Source organism: Nocardia sp. NPDC056564, assembly GCF_042793755.1.
In the GTDB taxonomy this organism is placed as follows: Bacteria; Actinomycetota; Actinomycetes; order Mycobacteriales; family Mycobacteriaceae; genus Nocardia.
On the sequence record NZ_JBHTUR010000002.1, the window covers coordinates 178,886 to 201,156 of the forward strand.

Annotated in this window: 16 protein-coding genes; 12 read left to right on the forward strand and 4 right to left on the reverse strand. The window is 69.2% G+C overall.

The window, feature by feature from the left end:
* Positions 1–67: 67 nt before the first annotated feature.
* Complete coding sequence (locus ACFQ9K_RS04850) at positions 68–1,831, reverse strand: alkyl/aryl-sulfatase (protein ID WP_378723203.1); 1,764 nt, start codon at positions 1,829–1,831, stop codon at positions 68–70.
* Positions 1,832–2,042: 211 nt separating this feature from the next.
* Between ACFQ9K_RS04850 and ACFQ9K_RS04855 the strand changes: the two genes are divergently transcribed.
* Positions 2,043–2,453: a hypothetical protein gene (locus ACFQ9K_RS04855; RefSeq protein WP_378723204.1), complete on the forward strand. Its 411-nt coding sequence runs from the start codon at positions 2,043–2,045 to the stop codon at positions 2,451–2,453.
* A 13-nt stretch (positions 2,454–2,466) separates the two neighbouring features.
* Here ACFQ9K_RS04855 and ACFQ9K_RS04860 read toward each other — a convergent pair whose 3' ends face one another.
* Both ACFQ9K_RS04860 and ACFQ9K_RS04865 read right to left on the reverse strand, forming a co-directional pair.
* Positions 2,467–4,941, reverse strand: a complete 2,475-nt coding sequence (locus ACFQ9K_RS04860) for a LuxR C-terminal-related transcriptional regulator (RefSeq protein WP_378982824.1) — start codon at positions 4,939–4,941, stop codon at positions 2,467–2,469.
* A gap of 143 nt (positions 4,942–5,084) precedes the next feature.
* A complete protein-coding gene (locus ACFQ9K_RS04865) occupies positions 5,085–5,444 on the reverse strand; it encodes a hypothetical protein (RefSeq protein WP_378723207.1) in 360 nt (119 codons plus the stop codon).
* A gap of 245 nt (positions 5,445–5,689) precedes the next feature.
* Between ACFQ9K_RS04865 and ACFQ9K_RS04870 the strand changes: the two genes are divergently transcribed.
* From ACFQ9K_RS04870 to ACFQ9K_RS04905, 8 genes are all read left to right on the forward strand, one after another.
* The gene (locus ACFQ9K_RS04870; protein WP_378723209.1) at positions 5,690–6,025 is read left to right on the forward strand and encodes a WhiB family transcriptional regulator; all 336 of its coding nucleotides are present in this window, start codon (positions 5,690–5,692) and stop codon (positions 6,023–6,025) included.
* A gap of 150 nt (positions 6,026–6,175) precedes the next feature.
* Positions 6,176–9,550 (forward strand): BTAD domain-containing putative transcriptional regulator, encoded by a 3,375-nt coding sequence (locus ACFQ9K_RS04875; protein ID WP_378723210.1) that lies wholly within the window; start codon positions 6,176–6,178, stop codon positions 9,548–9,550.
* A gap of 203 nt (positions 9,551–9,753) precedes the next feature.
* On the forward strand, positions 9,754–10,983 hold the full coding sequence (locus tag ACFQ9K_RS04880) for a cysteine desulfurase family protein (protein WP_378723211.1): 1,230 nt from the start codon (positions 9,754–9,756) through the stop codon (positions 10,981–10,983).
* Entirely contained in the window at positions 10,983–12,107 is a 1,125-nt protein-coding gene (mnmA, locus tag ACFQ9K_RS04885) for a tRNA 2-thiouridine(34) synthase MnmA (protein WP_378723212.1), read from the forward strand. The genes ACFQ9K_RS04880 and mnmA overlap by 1 nt, the downstream gene beginning before the upstream one ends.
* A 199-nt stretch (positions 12,108–12,306) precedes the next feature.
* On the forward strand, positions 12,307–13,341 hold the full coding sequence (locus tag ACFQ9K_RS04890; RefSeq protein ID WP_378982827.1) for a methionine synthase: 1,035 nt from the start codon (positions 12,307–12,309) through the stop codon (positions 13,339–13,341).
* A gap of 110 nt (positions 13,342–13,451) precedes the next feature.
* Positions 13,452–15,584, forward strand: coding sequence for an NAD-dependent DNA ligase LigA (ligA, locus tag ACFQ9K_RS04895; protein ID WP_378726077.1), 2,133 nt, complete (start codon positions 13,452–13,454; stop codon positions 15,582–15,584).
* A 98-nt stretch (positions 15,585–15,682) separates the two neighbouring features.
* On the forward strand, positions 15,683–16,378 hold the full coding sequence (locus ACFQ9K_RS04900; protein ID WP_378726079.1) for an SDR family oxidoreductase: 696 nt from the start codon (positions 15,683–15,685) through the stop codon (positions 16,376–16,378).
* On the forward strand, positions 16,375–17,424 hold the full coding sequence (locus tag ACFQ9K_RS04905; protein ID WP_378726081.1) for an S-adenosylmethionine:tRNA ribosyltransferase-isomerase: 1,050 nt from the start codon (positions 16,375–16,377) through the stop codon (positions 17,422–17,424). Before ACFQ9K_RS04900 ends, ACFQ9K_RS04905 begins: the two co-directional genes overlap by 4 nt.
* Here the strand turns inward: ACFQ9K_RS04905 and ACFQ9K_RS04910 are convergent.
* Positions 17,411–17,758, reverse strand: coding sequence for a hypothetical protein (locus ACFQ9K_RS04910; RefSeq protein WP_378726083.1), 348 nt, complete (start codon positions 17,756–17,758; stop codon positions 17,411–17,413). The two genes, ACFQ9K_RS04905 and ACFQ9K_RS04910, sit on opposite strands and share 14 nt — an antisense overlap.
* 214 nt (positions 17,759–17,972) lie before the next feature.
* Here ACFQ9K_RS04910 and ACFQ9K_RS04915 point away from each other — a divergent pair, with 214 nt between their 5' ends.
* The 3 genes from ACFQ9K_RS04915 (at position 17,973) to ACFQ9K_RS04925 (ending at position 20,817) form a co-directional block, all read left to right on the forward strand.
* Entirely contained in the window at positions 17,973–19,217 is a 1,245-nt protein-coding gene (locus ACFQ9K_RS04915) for an ATP/GTP-binding protein (protein ID WP_378726085.1), read from the forward strand.
* Between the two features lie 39 nt (positions 19,218–19,256).
* Positions 19,257–19,592 (forward strand): hypothetical protein, encoded by a 336-nt coding sequence (locus ACFQ9K_RS04920; RefSeq protein WP_378726087.1) that lies wholly within the window; start codon positions 19,257–19,259, stop codon positions 19,590–19,592.
* 697 nt (positions 19,593–20,289) lie between these two features.
* Complete coding sequence (locus tag ACFQ9K_RS04925; RefSeq protein ID WP_378726091.1) at positions 20,290–20,817, forward strand: GNAT family N-acetyltransferase; 528 nt, start codon at positions 20,290–20,292, stop codon at positions 20,815–20,817.
* Positions 20,818–22,271 lie beyond the last annotated feature (1,454 nt).

The window sequence follows — 22,271 nt, forward strand, 5'->3', positions numbered from 1 at the left end:
AAATCCCAGAAAGACATCGTGATAACCCTTCCATGGTCGCCGAGCCGGAGCCGGGAGTGCGAATCGGTTATGGGGTGACGATCGGAAAATCGGGGTCGGCCGCGTCGGTCGTGGCGAGCAGCCGGTACCACACCGCGGTATCACCCGAGGTTCGTACGTGGGCGAGCGAGCCGGTGTCGAGCAGTTCGAGCAGGCCGGGTTTGGTCAGCGTCACCTCCAGATCCGCGGGTTGCGGACGCCGTTGCGGATGATGGATGAGCGCGCCGTTGCTCAGCTCCATGTGATAGACCTCGGCGGAATCGGTGAACACCCAGCGGATGCTCAGCTGCTGGAACCAGGCGCGCGGACCATCGATGGTCGTGGCGATGGTGTCGAACAGTTGCGTGATGCTCAGCGCCTGCGCCGCTCCGATGCGCCGGTGCCGGGTCGGATGCCCTCGGCCGTAACGCAATTCGGCCGCTCCGCTCAGGTAGCAATTGCGCCATGCCGCGCATTCGGCACCGTGGCCGAGCCGTTCGAAGACCTCGGCCAGGGTGGTGCGGGCGTCCGGGTCGTCCGGGTCCGCGAAGACCGCGTGGCTGCCCAGTTCGGCGGCGAACCTGAGGTCGCCGGCGGCCGCGAACTCACGGGTCCGGCGTAACGTGGCCGCCACGCCGCCGAGAAGGGCGACGTAGCGCGCCGCCCGTGCGCTCGGCGGGTGCGGCCACAGGTGCGCGGGATTGCCGTCGTACCAGCCGAGGTAGTGCTGATAGGTCGCCTTGACGTTCTGGACGATGGACCCGGTCCGCCCCGCGGTATGCGGCTGCGCGGTCAGCTGCGGGGCCAGGCGCAGCTCCTCGGCGATCTCGATTCCGGTGTAGCCCTGGTTGATTCGTCGCACCGTCTGGTCGTGCAGATAGGCGTACATGTCCCGGTGGTCACGCAGCAGCGCGAGCGCTTCCGCGCGTCCGCTGGTCGGCCAGTGGTGGGCGGCGAAGACGACCTCGAGCTCACCGGCGAACAATTCGATCGCCTCGGCGATCCCGCGGGACCTGGTCCGCGCGTCGCGGGTGCGGGCGCCGGGCAGCGGCACCACGTCCTGCATGCTCTGCCCGACCTGTTCGGCCATGAACAGCGCTCGGGCACCGGGAAAGTAGATGTTCATCTCGGTGGGCCCGCCGGCGCCCGGCACGATCTGGAAGATCATCCGGACACCGTCTATCTCCTCGTCCATTCCGGTGTCGGTGATCTCGAGCGTCGGTGCGAGCAGGTACGGAGCCGGGGTGCAGGGATCGGCGGTCGCTTCGATATCGACCTTTCCGCGCGGCCCATGCGGCAGCGCGGCGCCCGAGCAGTAGGCGCCGCGCCGCAGCACGGCAGGTGCCACGGGCTCGGCCCGCGCCACCTCGTCCAGGAAGTTCGCCGGCGCGATGATCGGGACGCGCGTGTCGGTGTCGACGACGCCGAGCACGCCGCCGCCGTGACTGCCATGCGGGTGGGTATGGGCCACGGCGACGACTGCCCGCTCACCGCGATGCCTGCGGTACAACCGCAGTGCGGCGGTGGCCTTTTCGGCGCTGGTCAACGGGTCGATCACGATCACGCCGTGCTCGGATTCGACCAGCGTCATGTTCGACATGTCGAACCCGCGCACCTGATAGATGCCCGCGCACACCTGGTAGAGCCCGTGGCGTGCCGCGCGCCGGCTCAACCGCCACAATCCGGGATGGACGGTGGCAGGGCGGGCGCCGGCCAGGAAACCGAAGGATTCCATCTCCCAGACCACGGCATCGTCCGCGTCGGTGATCACACAGGGTTCGAGCGTGCCGAGCAGGTCGCGGTAGGCAAGCATGTGCCCCTCCACTTCTGTCGATTCGGACGATGCGTTATCGACAGTGCCGTCGGGGTCGGCCGGACTTCTTCGCCCGGAACGGATGAATTCGCCGGCGACCCCGAGGCCGGCCGGGGCGTACCGGTGGACTCACCCGTGCCGGGCGAAGTGCGGTCGCCGCGGCAGGGGCAGATTCGACTACGTCCACCGACCACTCAGGAAGGGACGAGCCATGACACACGAGTCGGATGTCGAGCACCCGGTACGCCGAACCGCCGCGGCGGGCACCTCTATCGCGGCGGCCGTGCTGCTGCTCACCGTGGGCGTGATCTCTATCTTGCAAGGCATTTCGGCGATCGTCGCCGATCAGCTCTATGTCGTCGGTTTCGAATATCTGTACCGATTCGACACGACGTCGTGGGGATGGACCCACACCGTGCTCGGCGTCCTGCTCGCCGTGTGCTCGATCGGCTTGATCCTCGGCGCGACGTGGGCCAGGGCCTCGGCCATTTTCATCGCCGCCCTGTCGATCATCGGCAACTTCCTGTCGCTGCCCTACTATCCGGCCTGGTCGATCCTGATCATCGTGCTCGACGTCGTGGTGATCTGGGCCATTGCCACCTGGCGGCCGAGCCGGGTGTGACCGGCCGCATCGATCAGAGCAGACCGGTGCGGCGCGCCAGGATCAGGGTTTCGGCCCGGGAAGTGGTGCCGAGCTTGGCGTATATCCCGCGCAGGTGAGTCTTGACGGTATTGATCGACACACCGAGACCTTCCGCGATCTGCTGGGCGGTCCGCCCGGACGGCAGTTGCCCCAGCACCTTTCGCTCGGTCGCGGTGAGGCGCCGGTGCGGATCGTCGCGGCTAACGGCCGGATGGCGGCGGATCTCGTCGGCGAATCCGTTGTACCGGCCGAAGGTTCCGGCGTTGGCGTCGAGCAACTCGATGATTCCGGCGCGGTCGAGGAACGGACGCACGAGGTGTTCCGGGGCTGCGGCGCGCAAGGCCGATTCGACGGCGGCCTTGGCGGGCAACGGGTTCGCCAGCGCCGCCTGTGCTGCGGCGGTGAGCAGCAGGGCGGTGACCAGTGCCACTGGGTGCGTGGCATCCGCGTCCGCGAGGGCCGGTTCGACCAGTCCGAGAACGGTTTTCGGACGATCGGCATGCGCGGCCAGGATGGCCCGGGCCAGCAGCACCCCGGTCCGGTCGCCGGGCACCGTGTCCGCCCGATCGACCAGGGATCGCACGGTGTGCGCGTCGTCGGCGTCGAGCAGGGCGTCGACCACCTGCGGCAGCAGCAGGCCGGGCACGGCGGGGAGCGCGGGTGCGGCCTGGAGCAACCGCATCATGTTCGCGCGCAACGACTCCGCGGCGGCGTACCGGTTCTCGGCGGCATCGAATGTGTGCAGTCGGGTGACGAGTGCGGCAGCCCGCGGCTGCCGCGTGCACGCGGCGGTCGCGGCGGCGCGCTCCCCGCGCAGATAGCCGATGTAGGACGAAACCGACGCTGCCGCAACGGCATCGGCGGAGTCGCCGTGGCGATGAGTGCTCGCGATCCCGGCCGCGCGCCTGGCGGTGTCGCGCGCCACGGTCAGGCCGCCGCGCAGTCCGGCGACGACCGCGAGCCGGACGGTGGACCGCACGACCAACCGATGATTGCCGACGCATTTCGCCAAGGCCAAGCCGCGTCGCAGCAGGTGCCTGGCGCCGGTGAAGTCCCCGCGGGCCATCAGCACCGCGGCGGTCTCGATCGCCACATAGGCGTCGATATCCGGTTGCCCGGTGATCGGAAGTGTTTCGGGCAGTTGTATTTCGGCGATACCGGTGCCGCTGGCGACCGCGGCCGCCGCGGTCGCGGCGAGGGTCAACGGCACGATCCACCCCCTGGGCGCGATGGTCTCGGTCTCCGGCGTGCGTTGGCACACGAGCTCCAGATGGGTGATCGCGGCGCCGGCGTCACGTCGTTCGAGGGCGTCGATCGCGCGCAGTACCCAGAGATACGGATCGTCGGCGGGGAGCACCGCCGCGTGCTCGAGGTGCTGGAACAGGCGCCTGCCGTCGCCGTCGAGTACGACCCGCAGCGCCGTCTCCCGGACAAAGCGCAGCAGCTCGGTGGGCGGGCCTGCCAGCACGTGCGGCAGGGCCGACATCGGCAGGTCGATCGCCGAGTACCAGTCGGCGGTGCGGCGGTGTACCTCGAGGAAGGTGTCGCGGTAGCGGGCCTCGGCGAGCAGGCTGGTGCGCAACATCGGGTGGTAGCTGAACCAAAGCTCGCCGTCGCGCGCGACGTGCGTGATCGGGAAGTTGACCCGGAGCAGTCCGTCCAGAATCTGATGCGCGTCGAGGCCGGTGAGCTGCTCGGCGAGGGCCGCGGTGAAGGTCTCCGGAATGCTGGTGTCCACGACGAACCGCCGGACCTGTTCGGGCAGTTCGTCGATGAACTCGCCGCGCAGGAAATCGGCGACCGCGCGCGGTGTCCCGGCGAGTGCGGCCAGCGCGGTCGGCCGATCGCGCTGCGCGCCGAGCTGTCCCGCCGCTATCCGCACCAGCGCGGGCCAGCCGTGCGTCAGCTCCATGATTGTGTTCAGCTCGGCGTCGGTGAGCTCGCAGTCGTGCGCCGCGCACAGCTGCTTCGCCCGGGTCTCGGTGAACGCGAGATCCTTTGTGCTCAAAAGGGATACGAGCCCGGGCAGTTCCGCGGCGTGCCAGCGCAGCGGTGGTGCGTAGCGCGCCGAGATGACCGCGGTGGTGGTCGAAGGCAGGTGCGCGAGAACGTATTCCAGATAGGCGAGCGCGGGCGGCTCGGTGATCAGGTGCGCGTTGTCGATGACGAGCACCGCCGGGTCGCCCGGGTCCCGGTGGCCCAGCACCGCGCGCAGCGCCGCCGATCCCGCGTTGCGCCTGGTCACCGTCAGCCAGCGCACGGTGGTGTCCGGCCGCGCCGGGCAGACGTGGTTGCCGAGCCAGTCGGCGATCAACACGGTTTTCCCGCTACCCGCCGGGGCCGATATCAGTAGGGCGTGACCCTGCGACGCGGCGGAAGCCGCGTCGAGCCGGTCGTACAGCTCGGGCCGGGCGACCGGCGTGAACGCGAAAGTCGGTATGGCGGTCGGTGGCAATTTCGAGCCCATGGTCGTCGGCTTCCTTCGATTCGTGTGATCGACCGGATCGGTTTCCGGCGCGATCCTTCCGGAACGCTTTCGAGTCGATCGAGATCGGCTTTATGGAACAATTGCCCGGCGGGCGGGAAAGAATGGCTGAAACGCCGGGTTGATTACTCCGTCGTCAGCGGAACGAATGGCCCGTAGTCGCGGACGTGGCCGTCCAGCCATTCCCAGAGCGATGCGTCGTCGACGGCGACACCGTGCTGCCTGCACAGGCGCCAGCCGCTGTCGGTCTTCTGCCAGATATCGCCGTCGCGGTCGCGGTACAGTCCGGGCGGGTCCGGTTCGGTCAGCTCGGCCGTGGCCACCGATTCACCCGATGACGTGCAGCTGGTGCAGTATTCGGCGAACACCGCGGACGGTGACTGCGCTCCGGGCAGCAGCAGCAGGATCGACGCGCGGCAGGCGGCAGGCCGCGGCGGGATCGCGGGGATCGAGGGGGTGGGTTCGCTGGTCGAGGGTTCGGGCATGGGGTGCGCTCCTGCGGGTCGGAAATATATTCCGACGATTATCCGCCGCCGAACTTCTGAATTCCTTTCGAATTTCTTCCTGCCGACTTCTGGCTCAATTCGATACCTTTTCGTAATTCTTGACTATTGCGTAACCGGCACCCGTCGCGAATACAGTGGCCGCATTCCGGATACCTGAGTCCGGGGGATTGTGCGGTACGGACGGCGTTGCCGGAACGTGCCGGAATCGATGCGGAGGTGGTCGAATGAACTGGCGCCAACGGGCCGCTTGTCGGGGTGCCGCACCGGGGATTTTTCACCCCGCGGCGCCACCGAGGGGCGACCCGAGGCAGGCATTGTCGTACTGCCGTCGCTGTCCGGTTGTCGCCGACTGTGCCGCGCACACAGTTCGGATAGCGCAGCGGCGCGGGATAGCCGCCGGCGTATGGATCGAAGGCGATCGGGAAGGGATCGCGGTATTGCGGCGCATCGCGCTCGGACGCACCTATCCGCGGCGCTGCGTGCGATGCTGGCGGATCCTCCAAACGGCCCATCCCGAGCGCACCTGTGCGCTGTGCGGATTTGCCGAGATCCCGGTCTGAATCGGCGGATGATGTTGTCCGCCAACTGGTTTGCTGGCGGCTCTCCGGTCGATCCGGTTTGTAGAATCGGTTAATTGGCGGTAATTTACCGGACGTTCTTCGAATTAATTGATGATGTGGATATCTCGACGGTTGGAGGGACGTCGTGTCATGACGGAGCCACAGGTTCAGGTGTTCGGTCCGCTACAGGTTTCTCTCGACGGTCGGCCCGCCCGCATCGGTGCGGGCAGGCAGCGGGCCGTGCTGGGGCGTCTTGTGCTGGCCGGTGGACAGGTCATCGGCAGCGATCGCCTGGTCGAGGATGTGTGGGAAGGTGATCCGCCATCGCATGCGCCCGCCGTGCTGCAGGTGCAGATTCACAATTTACGGCGCGTGCTCGAACCTTCTCGAAGACCGAGAACGGCGGCCCGAATTCTGGTGTCGGAAGGCGGCGGATACGCCCTTCGGCTGCAAGTCGGAAGTGTGGACGCGTGGCGGTTCGAGGCGCAGATGCGGCAGTACGAACAGCGGGTGCACGATCCGGCCGACCGGCCTGGGCCGCAGGAGCGTTACCGACTGCTGGACGAGGCGCTGAATTGCTGGCACGGCGCCGCATTCGAATCTTTTTCCACCGCGTCGTGGGCCATAGCCGAGGTATCCCGGCTCACCGATTTGCGGATCACCGCGACCGAGATGCGCGCCGAAGCGGCACTGGAACTCGGCAGGCTCGGTGAGGTCGTCGCCGTGCTACGGCAACAAGTCGAAGAACATCCCGGACGCGAAGAAAGCGTTCGATTGCTGGCCTCTGCGCAATATCGGCTCGGACAACAGGTGGAGGCACTGGCCACCGTGCGCCGGGCCCGTGAGTTTCTGCGTTCGGAATTCGGCATCGACCCGGGACCGCGGCTGAGCGACCTCGAATCGGCGATCCTCAAGCACGACGTCGAGCCCGATCCCCTGGGTGACCGCGCGACGACGCCGCTGGTTCTGCCCGCACCGCCCGTCGATCGCGGGATCGCGCGCCCGCAATTCCCGGGTTCGGCCGAGTCGGGTTCCGAGCCGACGTTCTATCCGCAGCAGCGATCCGCCCTCCTCGCCACCGCGGCCGAGGCCCGGCACTCCGGTTTGCGCTTGACCTGGCTGGTCGGTGCGGCGGGCGCGGGCAAGACGACGCTCATCACCTCGGTGGCCGTGAAACTCGGCACCGAGGGCTGGACCGCGGCCGTCGGCCGCTGCCCCGATGTCGACGGCGCACCGCCTGCCTGGGCATGGACCGAGATTCTGGCCGGTCTCGGCGGCGCGGTCGTGCCCGCGGCGGCGTCGCGCGATCATGTCGATCCGTTCACCATCGTGCGGGCGGTGACCGGGCGCTGCCGGGAACTCGTGGTGAACAATCCGGTCGCCATCGTGTTGGAGGATGCCCAGCGGGCGGACGAGGCGACATTGCAGGTCTTGCGCCAGCTGGCGAACTGGCTGCAGCACGAACCCGTCCTCGTCATCGTGACGGTGCGCGACCTCGAGCTGTCCCCGGCGCTGCGCGCCGCGGAGGCGGCGCTGGCCGATCGGATGACCGAACGGGTGGAATTGACGGGGCTCGACCTGGCGGGCACCCGGCAGGTCGCCAGGGACTCCGGTCTCGCGACGATCGACCGCGAAGCGCTGCAGAGTTTGCACGAACGCACCGGCGGCAACCCGTTCTTCATTCGCGAATTGTCGAAACGCATAGCGGCGCGGGGAGATTCGCGCGGACTGCCGGAGAACATCCGCGCGGTGCTGATCGACCGGATCGAGCAGATGCCGGAGGGGATGCTGACCGTGCTGCAACACATCGCGGTGTGGGGCAGCGAGATCGATTTCGATACCCTGGTCCGCCTCTCCGGCGTCGCCGAGGAGGCGCTGGTCGATCTCATCGATGCCGCGGTCGCGGCCGGGTTGGCCGGCTTCGATCACCGGGAACGGATCGCCCTCGATCAGGCGCTGGTGCAGGACACCGTGTACCACAGCATTCCGCCCCTGCGGCGTGGCCGAATGCACTGGAGCGCAATGGAATTCCTGGAGGCGCGGATCGGCAGGGCCGCCGATCTCGGTGCGGCGGAGCTGCTGGCCTACCACGCCGCCAGGGGCGCGACGAAGGCCACGGCCGGGCACGCGCTGCACCGGGTCGTCGTTGTGGCGCGGGAATATGACTCCAGGGGAACCTGGGGCGGCGCCGCCGGTCTATGGCAAACCGCCGTCGAACTGCACGAACTCGCCGGCCATTCGACGCGAGCCGCCCGCAGGGACGATCGGCTGGCGCTGTTCGAGACTCTGTGCCGGGCGGCGGCGGCGCTGGCGCGCGATGGCCAGGCCGCGGCGATGCGCAGGGTTCGCCGGCGCGCACTCGACCTCGCCGAGGAACTGGGTGACGAACGTCTCGTGCTGCGCGCGCTGACCTGCCGGACGCCACCCGCCGTGTGGGGGACTCAGGACTTGTGTGCGATCGACGACCACCTGGTGCGTGCGCTGGAGACGGCATCGGCACGGACCGATTCGGCGCCGGAGCGGGTTCGGCTGCTCGTCACGTTGGTCGTGGAGACCGCCGACGTGGGGCCGCGGCGGCGCGAGCACGCGGAGCAAGCCTTGCGTCTCGCGCGTAGCGTCGGCGATCCGGAGCTGATCTGCGCCGCGCTGAATGCGGTCGGGTACACGCTCACCGGATCGGCGGCCGCGTCCGGGTGGCGACCGGTCGCCGACGAACTGCTCGGCGTAGCGCGCACCGCCGGGCTGCTCGACTATCAGATGTCGGCGCACTACCTGCGCTTCCTGGCGGCCTGCCGGGAGACCGACCTGGTCGCGGCGAGCGGGCACGCGGCCGCCGCGTTCGACTGCCTCCCGGACGATCGGCCGCGCCCGCTGCCCGACGTCCTGCTGTCTTTCGCCGCGGTGGTCGACGTGTTGCGCGGGGACCTGACCGAGGCCGAGCGCAAGTACCGGCTGTTCGTCAGCCGGATGGTGGCGGCCGGCGTCGTGCCCGCGGAGGCGGTACGGCTGGTCGGCGCGCTCACCGTCGGCTGGGCGCGCGGCGACATCTCCGGCCTGCTGGACCGCTTGACGCCGCTCTATGTCGCGAAGCCGGACCATCTGGCGCAGCTGTATGTCATCGCCCTGCTGCACTCTGGTGACGAAACCCAGGCCAGGTCGGTGTTCCGGGCGCACCCGGTGGTGCGGCGCGACTTCCACTGGCGACTGATGTGCGCCTTCCGCGCCACCGCCGCGGTCGCCCTCGGCGAGGTCGAAGCGTGCCGTGAGTTGTTCGAGACCCTGCTGCCCTATTCCGGCACGTTGATCGGCTTCGAGACCGGTGTAGCGGTTTTCGGTCACTTCGACTCGCTGCTCGCCGATCTGGCCGACCTGTCCGGGGATGCCGACACCGCCGAGACCCTGCGGGCCCGCGCCGCGGGCGTCCTGCGCCGGATCCATGCCGCGCTCGGCTCGCTGTCGCCGCGTCCCAGCTCCCGGCCGCGCAACGCCGCCGACGAACCCCGCGCCCAGCTCGCGACCCGCTGACCCGACTCCGATGGTGACCTGCGCGCCGCAGGACCGATCCCGCCGAGACACACGGCAACCTGATGTCCGGACGCGCCGGTCGGCGGGAATATCGGCGGCCGGTCGGCGGGTTGGGCATCGTGGGTGAATCGAAGGTAAATCGAAGGCAGCGAGGGGACACCCCCAAGATGCGCAGGTCAACGCTGGGATAGGCTTAATCGGTCATGAAGGCGGGTTTCTCGGGTGCGGTACACGGTGCGGCGGCCCATACGGTCTACCTCGATCATGCGGCCACCACTCCGATGTTGCCTGCCGCGATCGAGGCGATGACGGCTGCGCTGGGCATCGTCGGCAACGCGTCGTCGCTGCACGGTTCCGGCCGCGCCGCCCGGCGGACGCTGGAGGAGGCGCGCGAATCGATCGCCGCCGATCTGGGCGCCCGGCCCTCGGAGGTCATCTTCACCTCCGGCGGGACCGAGAGCGACAACCTGGCGGTCAAGGGCATCTACTGGGCGCGGCGCGACGCCGACCCGCGCCGGACCCGGATCGTGGTCAGCTCGGTCGAGCACCACGCGGTGATCGATGCGGTCGAGTGGCTGGAGCAGCACGAGGGCGCCAGGGTGACCTGGCTGCCGGTGGACGACGAGGGCGTGGTCTCGCCCCGCGCGCTGCGGGCCGCGCTGTCGGCGAACCCCGACGATGTCGCGCTGGTGAGCGTCATGTGGGCAAACAACGAGGTCGGCAGCATTCAGCCGATCGGTGAATTGGCCGCCGTGGCACAGGAATTCGGCGTGCCCATGCACAGCGACGCGGTGCAGGCCGCGGCCCAGCTGCCGATCGACTTCGCCGCGAGCGGGTTGTCCGCGGCCAGCTTCGCCGGGCACAAGGTGGGCGGGCCGCACGGTGTCGGCCTGCTGCTGCTCGGCAGGCAGGTGCCGTGTGTGCCGCTGCTGCACGGCGGCGGGCACGAACGCGACCTGCGTTCCGGCACCTCGGATACCGCGTCCGCGGTCGGCCTGGCCACCGCGCTGCGTCAGACGGCGGCCGAATTGCCCACGCGTACCCCGGAATTGACCGGGTTGCGGGATGCGCTGATCGACGGCGTGCTGGCGATCGCGCCGGAGGCGGTGCTCAACGGCGCGCCCGGCGATCGGCGACTGCCCGGCAACGTGCACTTCACTTTCCCCGGCTGCGAGGGCGATTCGCTGCTGATGCTGCTGGACGCGGCGGGGATCGAATGCTCGACTGGTTCGGCCTGCACCGCGGGTGTCGCGTCGCCGAGTCACGTGCTGATCGCGATGGGTGTCGAACCGTGGCAGGCCCGCGGGTCGCTGCGTTTTTCGTTGGGGCACACGTCGACTCGCGCCGATGTGGACGCGTTGTTGGCGGTGTTGCCCCAGGTTGTGGATCGGGCCAGGGCCGCGGGTCTGGCCGGTGCGAAGGGAGGTGTTTGATGCGAGTACTCGCCGCGATGAGTGGTGGTGTTGATTCGGCGGTGGCGGCGGCACGTGCTGTCGACGCCGGGCACGAGGTGGTGGGCGTGCATCTCGCGCTGTCCGCGTCGCCGGGCACATTGCGCACCGGGTCGCGCGGTTGCTGCTCCAAGGAGGACGCGGGCGACGCGCGGCGCGCCGCCGACGTGCTCGGGATCCCGTTCTACGTCTGGGATTTCGCCGACCGGTTCAAGGAAGACGTGATCGACGATTTCGTCGCCGCCTACGCGGCCGGCGAGACGCCGAACCCGTGCCTGCGCTGCAACGAGAAGATCAAGTTCTCCGCGCTGGCCGATCGCGCGCTCGCGCTCGGCTTCGACGCCGTGGTCACCGGGCACTACGCGCGGCTCGACGACGGCGTGCTGCGCCGGGCCGTCGACGCCGACAAGGACCAGTCCTACGTGCTCGCCGTGCTGAACGCGCAGCAGCTCGCGCGCGCCATGTTCCCGGTCGGGGACACCCCGAAGCCGCGGATTCGCGAGGAGGCCGCCGAGCGCGGGCTGGCCGTCGCGAACAAGCCGGACAGTCACGACATCTGCTTCATTCCGTCCGGGGACACCCAGGCCTTCCTCGGCGCGAAGATCGGCATCCGGCCGGGCGCCGTGGTCGACGCCGACGGGCAGAAGCTCGCGGATCACGAAGGCGTGCACGGGTTCACGATCGGTCAGCGCAAGGGACTCGGGCTGCCGGGGCCCGCCGCGGACGGTAAGCCGCGCTACGTGACCGGGATCGATCCCGACTCCGGGACCGTCCGGGTCGGCTCGGTCGAGGACCTGCAGGTGTGGACCGTCGAGGCCGACCGCGCGATCTGGACCTCCGGGGTCACGCCGGAGGGGCCGATCGAGTGCGTCGCGCAGGTTCGGGCGCACGGCGGCCTGGCTTCCGCGGTGGCCGAGGCGGTCGGCGACGGGCTGATCGTCCGGTTGCGCGAGCCGTTGACCGGTGTCGCGCGCGGGCAGGCGGTGGTGCTGTATCGGCCGGATGAGCTGGGCGACTTGGTGATCGGCAGCGGGACCATCTCCGGGACCGGTGGGTCCGGCAGCGCGCCGGTCGGCAGCGACGCGGAGTCCGCCGCCACGCGCTGAGCCCACCCTTCGTGCCGATGTGCGAGGGTTACCCGGAACCGGCTGTCGCGCCGGCCGGCGAATCCGCCTGCCGCGCACACCGATCACACCGCGGCCGGGCTCCGGATGCGCACCATGATCGATCGACGGAAGCTGACAACGGGTGTATCAGAACGCGAAAGGCACAGAAATCGACGCGGCGGACCGGCCGGGGAGCGGCTTGCGCGGTGGCATAGCGACCGGCGTCGGCTCCTGGCCGGGCGCCGACGCCCGCGAGGCCGCCACCACCGTGCTCGGCGAACTGCCGGATCTGCCGCACCTGGTGGAACTTCCGGGACGCGGCCCCGGTTCGGACATGATCGGACGGATGTCGGCGCTGCTGGTCGACATGCGTTTCGACACCACCACCCGCGGATACCGGCTCGCGCCGCGGCCGGGGGCAGTGTCCAGGCGGGCACGGGATCTGCTCCGCGGCGATCTCGATGCGCTCGAAGAGGCTTGGGAGACAGCGGGTTCGACCGGCTCCGGTCGCCCGATCAAGCTGCAGGTGGCCGGTCCGCTGACGCTCGCCGCGCAGGTCGAACTGCCCAACGGGCACCTGGCGCTCACCGATCCCGGTGCGCTGCGCGATCTTTCGGAATCCCTCGCCGAGGGGCTGGTGACGCACGTCGCCGAGGTGCGCCGCCGGCTCGGCGCGGAAGTCCTTCTGCAACTGGACGAACCGTCCCTCACCGCCGTCCTCGACGGCGCCCTGAGCGCCGTCAGCATGCTCGACAGCGTTCGCGCGCTGCCCGAACCCGAGGCCCTCACCATCCTGGACCGGGTCATCGCCACCCAGTCCGTCCCCGTCCTCGTGCACAGCTGCGCCGAATCTCCCGCGCTGGCGTTCCTGCGCAAAAGCACCGCCGCCGCAATCGGTTTCGACCTCGCCACCATCGCCACCCGCGACCTCGACAGCATCGGCGAACTCCTCGACGCCGGCAAACACCTTCTCCTCGGCCTCGTCCCCACCACCGCCCCCGCCACCCCACCGACCTGGCGCGACATCGCCGAACCCGGCATCCGCCTCATCGACCGCCTCGGCTTCCCCCGCCGCACCCTCGCCACCCAAACCCTGGTAACCCCCGCCTGCGGCCTGGGCGCCGCCCCCCTCCCATGGGCCCGCAAGGCCCTCGCCCTCGCCGCCGAGGTAGCCCGCGCCTACGCCGAAGACCCCGACTCCCTCACCTTCGACAAGCCCTCGGCCTCCGCCTGACGTTCGCGTTCCGCCGGTCGGCCGACCAGCTCGGCCGACCGGGCGATCGGTGCGGCGACGTGCGGTAACACTGCCCGGAGATGTCGGTGGGCTCGGCTAATGTGCGTTGGGTGAGTGACAGCGGTGCGGTGAACAGTGAGGCGGGCGCGGTGGCGGCGGCTACGGCGGAGCAGCGCGTCGAGTGGCAGCGGCTGGCGGACGAGGTGCGCGAGCATCAGTTCCGGTATTACGTGCGGGACGCACCGATCATCACCGACGGTGAGTTCGACGCGCTGCTGCGACGGTTGCAGGCGATGGAGGAGGAGCATCCCGACCTGCTCACGCCGGATTCGCCGACGCAGCTGGTCGGCGGCGGGTTCGCGACGGACTTCACCGCGGTCGATCATCTCGAGCGGATGTTGTCGCTGGATAACGTGTTCGACTACGACGAGCTGCGCGCCTGGGCCGGCCGGGTGGAGGCCGAGACCGGGTCCGACCTGCACTATCTGTGCGAGGTGAAGATCGATGGGGTCGCGCTGAATCTGGTCTACGAGAACGGGCGGCTGGTGCGTGGCGCCACCCGCGGCGACGGGCGGACCGGTGAGGACGTCACGCTCAACGCGCGCACCATCGACGACATCCCGGGCGAGCTGACGCCGACCGACGAGTTCCCCGTGCCGACGCTGCTCGAGGTGCGCGGCGAGGCGTACATGCGGCTGGCGGATTTCGAGACGCTCAACGCCGCGATCGTGGCCGAGGGCAAACCGCCGTACGCCAACCCGCGCAATACCGCGGCGGGTTCCCTGCGGCAGAAGGATCCATCGGTCACCGCGCGGCGCCGGCTCCGGATGATCTGCCACGGATTCGGCCGGATCGAGGGCTACTCGCCGGCCTCCCAGCACGAGGCCTACCGCGCGCTGGCCGCCTGGGGCCTGCCGGTATCCGAGCACACCAAGCTGGTACAGGGCATCGACGCCGTCATCGAGCGGGTCGAATACTGGGGAGAACACCGCCACGACATCGAGCACGAGATCGACGGCCAGGTGATCAAGGTCGACGAGATGGCCTTGCAGCGCCGCCTCGGCTCCACCTCGCGGGCCCCGCGCTGGGCGATCGCCTACAAGTACCCGCCGGAAGAGGCCACCACCAAGCTGCTGAACATCGAGGTGAACGTCGGCCGCACCGGCCGGGTCACCCCGTTCGCGGTGATGGAGCCGGTCACCATCGCCGGCTCGACCGTCTCGATGGCCACCCTGCACAACGCGTCCGAGGTCAAGCGCAAGGGCGTGCTGATCGGCGACACGGTCACCATCCGCAAGGCGGGCGACGTGATCCCGGAGGTGCTCGGCCGGGTGGTCGACGCCCGCACCGGCGAAGAGCGCGAATTCGTGATGCCGACGCACTGCCCGGAATGCGGTACCGAATTGGCCCCGCAGAAGGAGGGCGACGCCGATATCCGCTGCCCCAATCAGCAGTTCTGTCCGGCGCAGCTGCGGGAGCGGGTGTTCCACGTCGCCGGTCGCGGCGCGTTCGACATCGAGTCGCTCGGCTACGAGGCCGCCAACGACCTGCTGAAGTCGCACGCGATCGCCGACGAGGGCGACCTGTTCGACCTCGACGAGGCGACCCTGCTGACCACCACGCTGTTCGTGAACAAGGACGGCGAGCTGTCCGCCAACGGCAAGCGACTGCTGGAAAACCTGGACACGGCGAAGAACCGGCCGCTGTGGCGGGTGCTCGTCGCACTGTCCATCCGGCACGTCGGCCCCACCGCGGCCCGGATTCTCGCCCGCGAATTCGGCAGCCTCGACCGGATCCAGAACGCCTCGGTCGAGGAACTCGCCGCGGCGGACGGCGTCGGCCCCACCATCGCCGCCGCGGTCGCGGAATGGTTCACGGTCAACTGGCATCACGAGATCGTGGACAAGTGGCGCGACGCCGGCGTGCGCATGGCCGACGAGCGCGACGAGTCCATCGAGCGCACGCTCGAGGGCCTGTCCATCGTGGTGACCGGCTCGCTGGAAGGGTTCTCCCGCGACGGCGCCAAGGAGGCGATCCTGATCCGCGGCGGCAAGGCCGCGGGGTCGGTGTCGAAGAAGACGGCGTTTGTGGTGATCGGCGACTCGCCGGGCACGAAGGCGGCCAAGGCGGAGGAACTCGGCGTGCCGATCCTCGATGAGGACGGGTTCCGCCTGCTGCTGGAGTCCGGGCCGGAGGCGGTGACGCCCGCGACGGCCGACGCGGACGCCGCGGCGGAAGAGTAAGGGAGCAGACGGTATTCGGCGCTCGGCGAACAGCGCTTGACCTGAACTTCACTTCAGGTATGAGGATGGGCGGGTAGGCAACTACCAGGAGGTTTCCCATGGCTCGTCCCACCGCACTGATCACCGGCGCGTCCGCCGGATTCGGGCTTGCGCTCAGTCGCGCACTCGTCCGGCGCGGATGGCGAGTGATCGGCACCGGCCGCCGCGCCGACCGATTGGCACGGGTGGCCGAGGAGCTCGGCGCCGCGTTCATCGCGATCCCCGGCGACGTGACCGATCCGGCGCACCGCGCGCTGCTCGCCGAAACGGCAAGGAGCGCGGGTGAACTCGCGCTGGTTGTGAACAACGCCAGCCGGCTCGGCCCGAGCCCGCTCGTCCGCCTCGCCGACTACCCGCTCGACGAACTGGAACTGGTCTACCGGACCAACGTCCTCGCCCCGCTCGCGGTCGCGCAGTTCGCGCTGCCGCTGCTGGCGCCCGGCGGCAGCGTGGTGAACATCAGCTCCGACGCCGCGATCGAGCCCTATCCGGCATGGGGCGGCTACGGATCGTCCAAGGCCGCGCTCGATCAGCTCACCGCGATCCTCGGCGCAGAGCATCCGGACCGGTCGATCTACGCGTTCGATCCCGGCGACATGCGCACCGAGATGCACCAGGCCGCGTTCCCCGGCGACGACATCTCCGACCGGCCCGAGCCCGACACGGTGGTGCCCGCGCTGCTGCGGTTGCTCCAGGAGAAACCCGGGAACGGGCGTTACGCCGCAGCCGATTTCGCGGTGGGGCGCGCCTCATGACGGTCACGCTGACGCAGCGCTCCTTCGTCCTGCCGCCCGAACGCAATGCCGTCGCCCCGCCGGAGGCGCGCGGCCTCGCCCGCGACGAGGTCCGGCTGCTCGTCGCCGGCGATCACCTCACCCACGCGCAGTTCCGCGAACTGCCGCGGCACCTGACCCCGGGTGACCTTGTGGTGGTGAACAATTCGGCGACCCTCGCCGCGGCGATCGACGGGCGGATGGCAGGCACGCCGATCGCGCTGCACTTCGCGACGTGGCTGGACGACGGCGGCTGGGTGGTGGAGGTCCGGACTACCTCGCGCACTCCCTATCCCGCGGAACAGCTTTCGGCCGGAATGATCATCCAGTTACCGGAGGGCGCACGAGCCACACTCCGTGCGCCATGGCTGGCCGGAGCCCGGCGGCTGTGGATCGCCGACGTCACCGCCGACCCGCGGTGCCTACTGGACGTTTACGGCTACCCGATCACCTATTCCTATGTGCCGCAACGCTGGTCCGCCTCGTACTATTCGACGGTCTTCGGACGGATCCCCGGAAGTGCGGAAATGCCCAGCGCGGCAAGGCCGTTCACCGAACACCTGGTCTTGGACCTGATCGCCGCCGGTGTCGGGATCGCGCCGATCACTCTGCATACGGGCGTCTCCTCACCCGAGGCGGGCGAACCGCCGAGCCCGGAACGCTACGCGGTCTCGGCGGCGACGGCCCGCACGGTGAACGACACGAAGGCGGCGGGCGGTCGCGTCATCGCCGTCGGCACCACGGTCACCCGCGCGCTGGAGAGCGTCGCCGACGAGTCGGGTCGCGTGCACGCCGCGCAGGGATGGACCGAGCTGGTGCTCGGCAGCGATCGTCCGGCGCGCGTGGTGGACGGGCTGATCACCGGCTGGCACGCGCCCGGTGCGTCCCATCTGGATCTGCTGGTCGCGGTGGCCGGCGAGGCCGCCGTCCACCAGGCGTACTCGGCCGCGCTGGCCGCCGGGTACCTCTGGCACGAGTTCGGCGACAGCGCGCTGCTACTGGGTGGCCGAGCGGTCAGTTCGGGGTGACGGACACGGTGGCGCTCTGCTGCCCGGCGATGTCGAACCGTCCGCAGGTTCCGTTGCTCAGCTCGTGCCGGGTGGTGACGATCTGCTTCTTGTAGTTCAGATAGCCGGCCTCGGCGACCACGTCGGCGCCCGTCATCGAGCACACCTTCGAGATCGTCTCGGCGCTGTAGGTCGCGGTCCCCGTCTGACAGCGGGGCTCGGCGTTGGAGAAGAAGATGCGCGCGGAGCCGTCGGCGCAGGTCTCGGCGGCGGCATGCGGCGCGACCGCCACGACCGACCCCAGGGCGATGGCGCCGGCGATGGAGCTTCGGATTACCAGACGACGAACCGTCATATCGTTACCCATCAGTTTCGAACGTTTGCAGCAAGAACGGCACACGAACAAGTCGTGGCGTCCAGCATGCTAACCCGTAACCAGGGTCTTTGTCGGACGATCTGCCCGCGAGACCCCTCCACGCTCGCGCTATGCGTATCAGCTATCAATACTTTCCTGTCGGTGGCCCCGCCCTGCTGTCGCGGCGCGGCGGCCGGGACGAAAGGATGGCGGGATGCTGCGCAGTTTTCAGGTGACGAACCACAGATCGCTGGCCGAGGAGCAGGAACTACGGCTGACCAAGGGCGGGGGACCGGTGGCGGTGCCGGTGACCGCGATCCACGGTTCGGCCGCGGCGGGCAAGACGAACCTGATCGACGCGCTCGCACAGATGCGGGACGCGGTGCTGCACTCGGTGACCGGCTGGGACCCCTACGCCGGACCGGACAGGTCGCCGCACCTCGGATTCCCGGACCGCCCTTCGGAATTCGTGGCAGGCTTCGTCGCCGAGGGCGTGCCCTACACATACGGCTTCCGGCTCGACAACGCCGACGTGGCCGCCGAGTGGCTCTACACGCAGCCCCGCTCGCGCAAGCGAATCGTGTTCGAGCGCAACGGTGAACAGATCAAGATCGGCCCGATGTTCGAGGCCGCGCGCTACGGGATCGCCGCACTGGTGCCGCTGGTGCGGCCGAATGCGTTGCTGCTCAGCCTCGCCGGGCAGATGTACGCCGATGCGCTGGTGCCCGCCTACCGCTGGTTCGAGTCGATGCTGGAGGTGCAGCTCGGCCCCGCCGACCCGGCCGCCATCACGCATCGACTGGGCGGTCACCTCTCCCGCTCGCCGGAGAACGCCGCGCGCCTGCTCGTGCTGCTGCGCACCGCCGAACTGGGCATCACCGATCTGCTCATCGCCGAGAACGACCCGATGTACGCGGACTATCTGCGCGACCTGGACGCCGACATCGCCGCACTCGGCAAGCAGATCGAACTGTGCGCCACCTCGCCCGACTTCGCCGACCGGATGTTGCGGGAGAACGGCTACACCCCCGTGCTGCTGGAGCGTGAGCTGACCAACCTGAAGGCGGCCAGGGACGCCCTGTACGCGCGCATGGTGGCTCGCCGCGGCGTCGGCCTCGGACTGGTGCACGACGGCATCGCCAACCCGTTCGACATCGCCGACGAATCCACCGCGACCCAGTCGCTGTTGCGGGTGCTGCCTGCCATGCTGGACGCGCTCGACGCCGGCCGCGTCCTCGCGATCGATGACGTCGGCGCGCACCTGCCCGCCGAGGAGACCGACCGCCTGATCCAGCTGTTCCAGAACCCGGAGACCAATTCCCAAGGCGCCCAACTGATCTACACCACGAACAACCGCGCGCTGATCGATCGGGGCAACGGGCGTTCCGCACGTACCCGCAGCGCGGTCTGGCAGGTCCGCCGCACCGAGCACGGCACGAGTGAGCTCGCCACGGTGTAGCTGCGCGTTCGCCGTGGCCGGGCGCAATAGCATGGGGTCATGCTGGAGTTCGGAATGCTGCTGATCATGATCCTCGCCGTCGCCGGGATGGTCGCGGTCTATGTGCGCGGCCGCGGCGGCTTCCGCTCCACGCCGGGGGAGACCGGCACGCTCTACATCACGGGGGTGAGCCCCCGACCGGACGACGCGGTGGGCGAGCAGTTCGTCACCATCACCGGCAACGTGACCGGGCCGACCGTCCAGGGCGCGGTCGTCTACGGACGCTTCGCGTGGGACGTCAACGCGTGGCCCGCGATCGGCGATCTCCTCACCATCGCCTACCCCGCAGGCAAGCCGGACCGCTGGCAGATCGTGCGGCCCGGCCCCGGGTCCTGATCGGTAGACGCGTCACGGATTTCGCGGCGAGGACCAGGGCCAGTGGGTTGGCGGAGCGTGGCTGGTGGTCGGTGGTGTGCTCACCGTCGCTTACTCGGTGGGCAAGCCGGAATGCTGGCAGATCGTGCGTTCCGGCCCTGGGTCCTGTCTGGTAGTCGCGCCTGGGGTTTCGCGGCGGGGATCCGGGTCGGCGCTGCGTGGCTGGTGATCGGTGGTGTGCCCACTGTCGCTTACTCGGTGGGCAAGCCGGAATGCTGGCAGATCGTGCGTTCCGGTCTCGGCTTCTGAGTGGTAGTCGTGTCTGGGGTTTCGCGGCGGGGGTCAGGGTCGGTGGGGCGGCGCTGCGTGGCTGGTGGTCGGTGATCTCCTCACCATCGCCGACCCCGCGGGCAAGCCGGAATGCTGGCAGATCGTGCACCCCGGCCCCAGCTTCTGACTGGTAGTCGTGTCTGGGATTTCGCGGCGGGGGTCAGGGTCGGTGGGCTGGCGCTGCGTGGCTGGTGATCGGTGGTGCTCATCGTCGCTTACTCGGTGGGCAAGCCGGAATGCTGGCAGATCGTGCGTTCCGGTCTCGGCTTCTGATCGGTAGTCGTGTCTGGGGTTTCGCGGCGAGGATGAGGGTCGGCGGCCCGGCGCGGTGGCGGGCGCAGGCATGTGTGACGTAGACCGTTCTACGTCGAATGGCACGATGCCTGGTATGGATGCGAACGCCGGTGTCGGTGGCGAGAACGTGGGACTGATCATTCGGACGGCCGAGCAGGCCGAGTATCCGGCGATCAGCGACCTCACCGTGGACGTCTACGTCGGCGAGGGCTTCGTCCGCGCCGACACCCCCTACGCGGCCGAGCTGGCCGACACCGAGCATCGCGGCGCCTCCGCGCAACTCCTGGTGGCCACGCACGCCGGCCGGATCGTCGGGTCCCTCACCGTCGCCCGCCCCGGCACCCCCTACGCGGAGATCGCGCTCCCCGGCGAACTCGAGTTCCGCATGCTCGCCGTCTCGAAGACCGCCCGCGGCCTCGGCGCGGGAACCGCCCTGGTCCGCACCGTAATCGACATCGCCAAGGCCGAAGGCTTCCACGCCGTAGCCCTCACCACCATGCCCGCTATGACCGACGCCCGCCGCATCTACGACCGCCTAGGCTTCACCCCCGCCCCCACCCGCGACTGGCACACCCCCGCCGGCGAACTCCTCACCGTCCTCCGCCTAGACCTAACCACCTAACCCCACCCTCCCCAACTAGCCGAGAGAATCAGCGTCGACCGGGACATAAGCGTGCGGCAACTCGTATTTTTCCGCGCTCAGGTCCCGTTGGCGGCAAGGTACGTCGCCGAGCGGGACGAGGGAGCGTGGCTACTTGCGGTCTCTCGCCGCCCGCTGTTCGGTCGGTCGAATGGGTTGTCGTCGAACGGGACTCGGGCCCACCACTCGCGTTGTCCACCGCTATGTCCCGGTGGTCGAGAGGGCTGCCGTTGAGCGGGACGTGGCTGTGCGGCTACTCGTACTTTTCCGCCTTCAGGTCCCGTTGGTGGCAAGGTATGTCGCCGAGCGGGACGAGGGGCGTGGCTGTTGGCGGTCTCTCGCCGCCGCTGTTCGGTCGGTCGAATGGGTTGTCGTCGAACGGGACTCGGGCCCACTACTCGCGTTTTCCACCGCTGTGTCCCGGTGGTCGAGAGGGCTGCCGTTGAGCGGGACGTGGCTGTGCGGCTACTCGTACTTTTCCGCTCTCAGGTCCCGTTGGTGGCAAGGTATGTCGCCGAGCGGGACGAGGGAGCGTGGCTGCTGGCGGTCTCCCGCTGCCCGCTGTTCGGTCGGTCGAATGGGTTGTCGTCGAACGGGACTCGGGCCCACCACTCGCGTTATTCACCGCTGTGTCCCGGTGGTCGAGAGGGCTGCCGTTGAGCGGGACGTGGCTGTGCGGCTACTCGTACTTTCCCGCGCTCAGGTCCCGTTGGGGCAAGGTATGTCGCCGAGCGGGACGAGGGCGTGGCTACTTGCTGTCTCCCGCCGACCTGGCCCGTCGGCCGAATGGGCTGTTGTCAAACGGGACTCGGGTGCGCTTGGGCGCGCTTTCCGCCGCTATGTCCCGGTGACCGAGAGTTGCCGTTGAGCGGAACATGGCGGCGTGGCTATGCGCGCTGTGCTGACGTGTCCGGTTGGTCGCTGAGGCTGCCATCGAACGGGACATGACGGCGTGGCAACTCACACCTCCGGCCTCTGCAAACCTGCTGATCACGGTCGCCCCTCAACCATCGCCCGTTGGCCATGAAGGTTGTCACCGAGCGGGACATGGGAGTGCGGCTACTCGTACTTTCGCGCCCTCGTGTCCCGTTGGCGGTAATGGATGCTGCCGAATGGGACATGACGGCGTGGCTACTCAGCGTTTCTCGCTGACGTGTCCCGCAGGCCGAATGGGCTGTCCGTGAACGGGACAGGGCTGGCTGCTAGCGCTGTCCCGCCGCCCGCGCTCTCCTCGACATTGTCCTGCCGACCGTGAGAGTTGTTGTCGAACTGGACACCAGGGCCTGGCCTTTCCAACTTCCCGCCCTCAGGTCCCCTTTGTGGCGAACATTGCCGTCGAGCGGGACATGCGTGTGCGGCTACTCGTACTTTCGCGCTCTCATGTCCCGTTGGCGGTAAGGGATGCCGCCGAGTGGGACATGACGGCGGGGTTACTC

What these genes read in the sequence shown, in the direction of transcription:
- ACFQ9K_RS04905 (WP_378726081.1), top strand. Translation starts at nt 16,375, where the DNA reads ATGACGGTCACGCTGACGCAGCGCTCCTTCGTCCTGCCGCCCGAACGC.
- ACFQ9K_RS04910 (WP_378726083.1), bottom strand. Translation starts at nt 17,758, where the DNA reads ATGACGGTTCGTCGTCTGGTAATCCGAAGCTCCATCGCCGGCGCCATC.
- mnmA (WP_378723212.1), top strand. Translation starts at nt 10,983, where the DNA reads ATGCGAGTACTCGCCGCGATGAGTGGTGGTGTTGATTCGGCGGTGGCG.
- ACFQ9K_RS04870 (WP_378723209.1), top strand. Translation starts at nt 5,690, where the DNA reads ATGAACTGGCGCCAACGGGCCGCTTGTCGGGGTGCCGCACCGGGGATT.
- ACFQ9K_RS04855 (WP_378723204.1), top strand. Translation starts at nt 2,043, where the DNA reads ATGACACACGAGTCGGATGTCGAGCACCCGGTACGCCGAACCGCCGCG.
- ACFQ9K_RS04915 (WP_378726085.1), top strand. Translation starts at nt 17,973, where the DNA reads ATGCTGCGCAGTTTTCAGGTGACGAACCACAGATCGCTGGCCGAGGAG.
- ACFQ9K_RS04865 (WP_378723207.1), bottom strand. Translation starts at nt 5,444, where the DNA reads ATGCCCGAACCCTCGACCAGCGAACCCACCCCCTCGATCCCCGCGATC.
- ACFQ9K_RS04880 (WP_378723211.1), top strand. Translation starts at nt 9,754, where the DNA reads ATGAAGGCGGGTTTCTCGGGTGCGGTACACGGTGCGGCGGCCCATACG.
- ACFQ9K_RS04860 (WP_378982824.1), bottom strand. Translation starts at nt 4,941, where the DNA reads ATGGGCTCGAAATTGCCACCGACCGCCATACCGACTTTCGCGTTCACG.
- ACFQ9K_RS04875 (WP_378723210.1), top strand. Translation starts at nt 6,176, where the DNA reads ATGACGGAGCCACAGGTTCAGGTGTTCGGTCCGCTACAGGTTTCTCTC.
- ACFQ9K_RS04925 (WP_378726091.1), top strand. Translation starts at nt 20,290, where the DNA reads ATGGATGCGAACGCCGGTGTCGGTGGCGAGAACGTGGGACTGATCATT.
- ACFQ9K_RS04900 (WP_378726079.1), top strand. Translation starts at nt 15,683, where the DNA reads ATGGCTCGTCCCACCGCACTGATCACCGGCGCGTCCGCCGGATTCGGG.
- ACFQ9K_RS04850 (WP_378723203.1), bottom strand. Translation starts at nt 1,831, where the DNA reads ATGCTTGCCTACCGCGACCTGCTCGGCACGCTCGAACCCTGTGTGATC.
- ACFQ9K_RS04920 (WP_378726087.1), top strand. Translation starts at nt 19,257, where the DNA reads ATGCTGGAGTTCGGAATGCTGCTGATCATGATCCTCGCCGTCGCCGGG.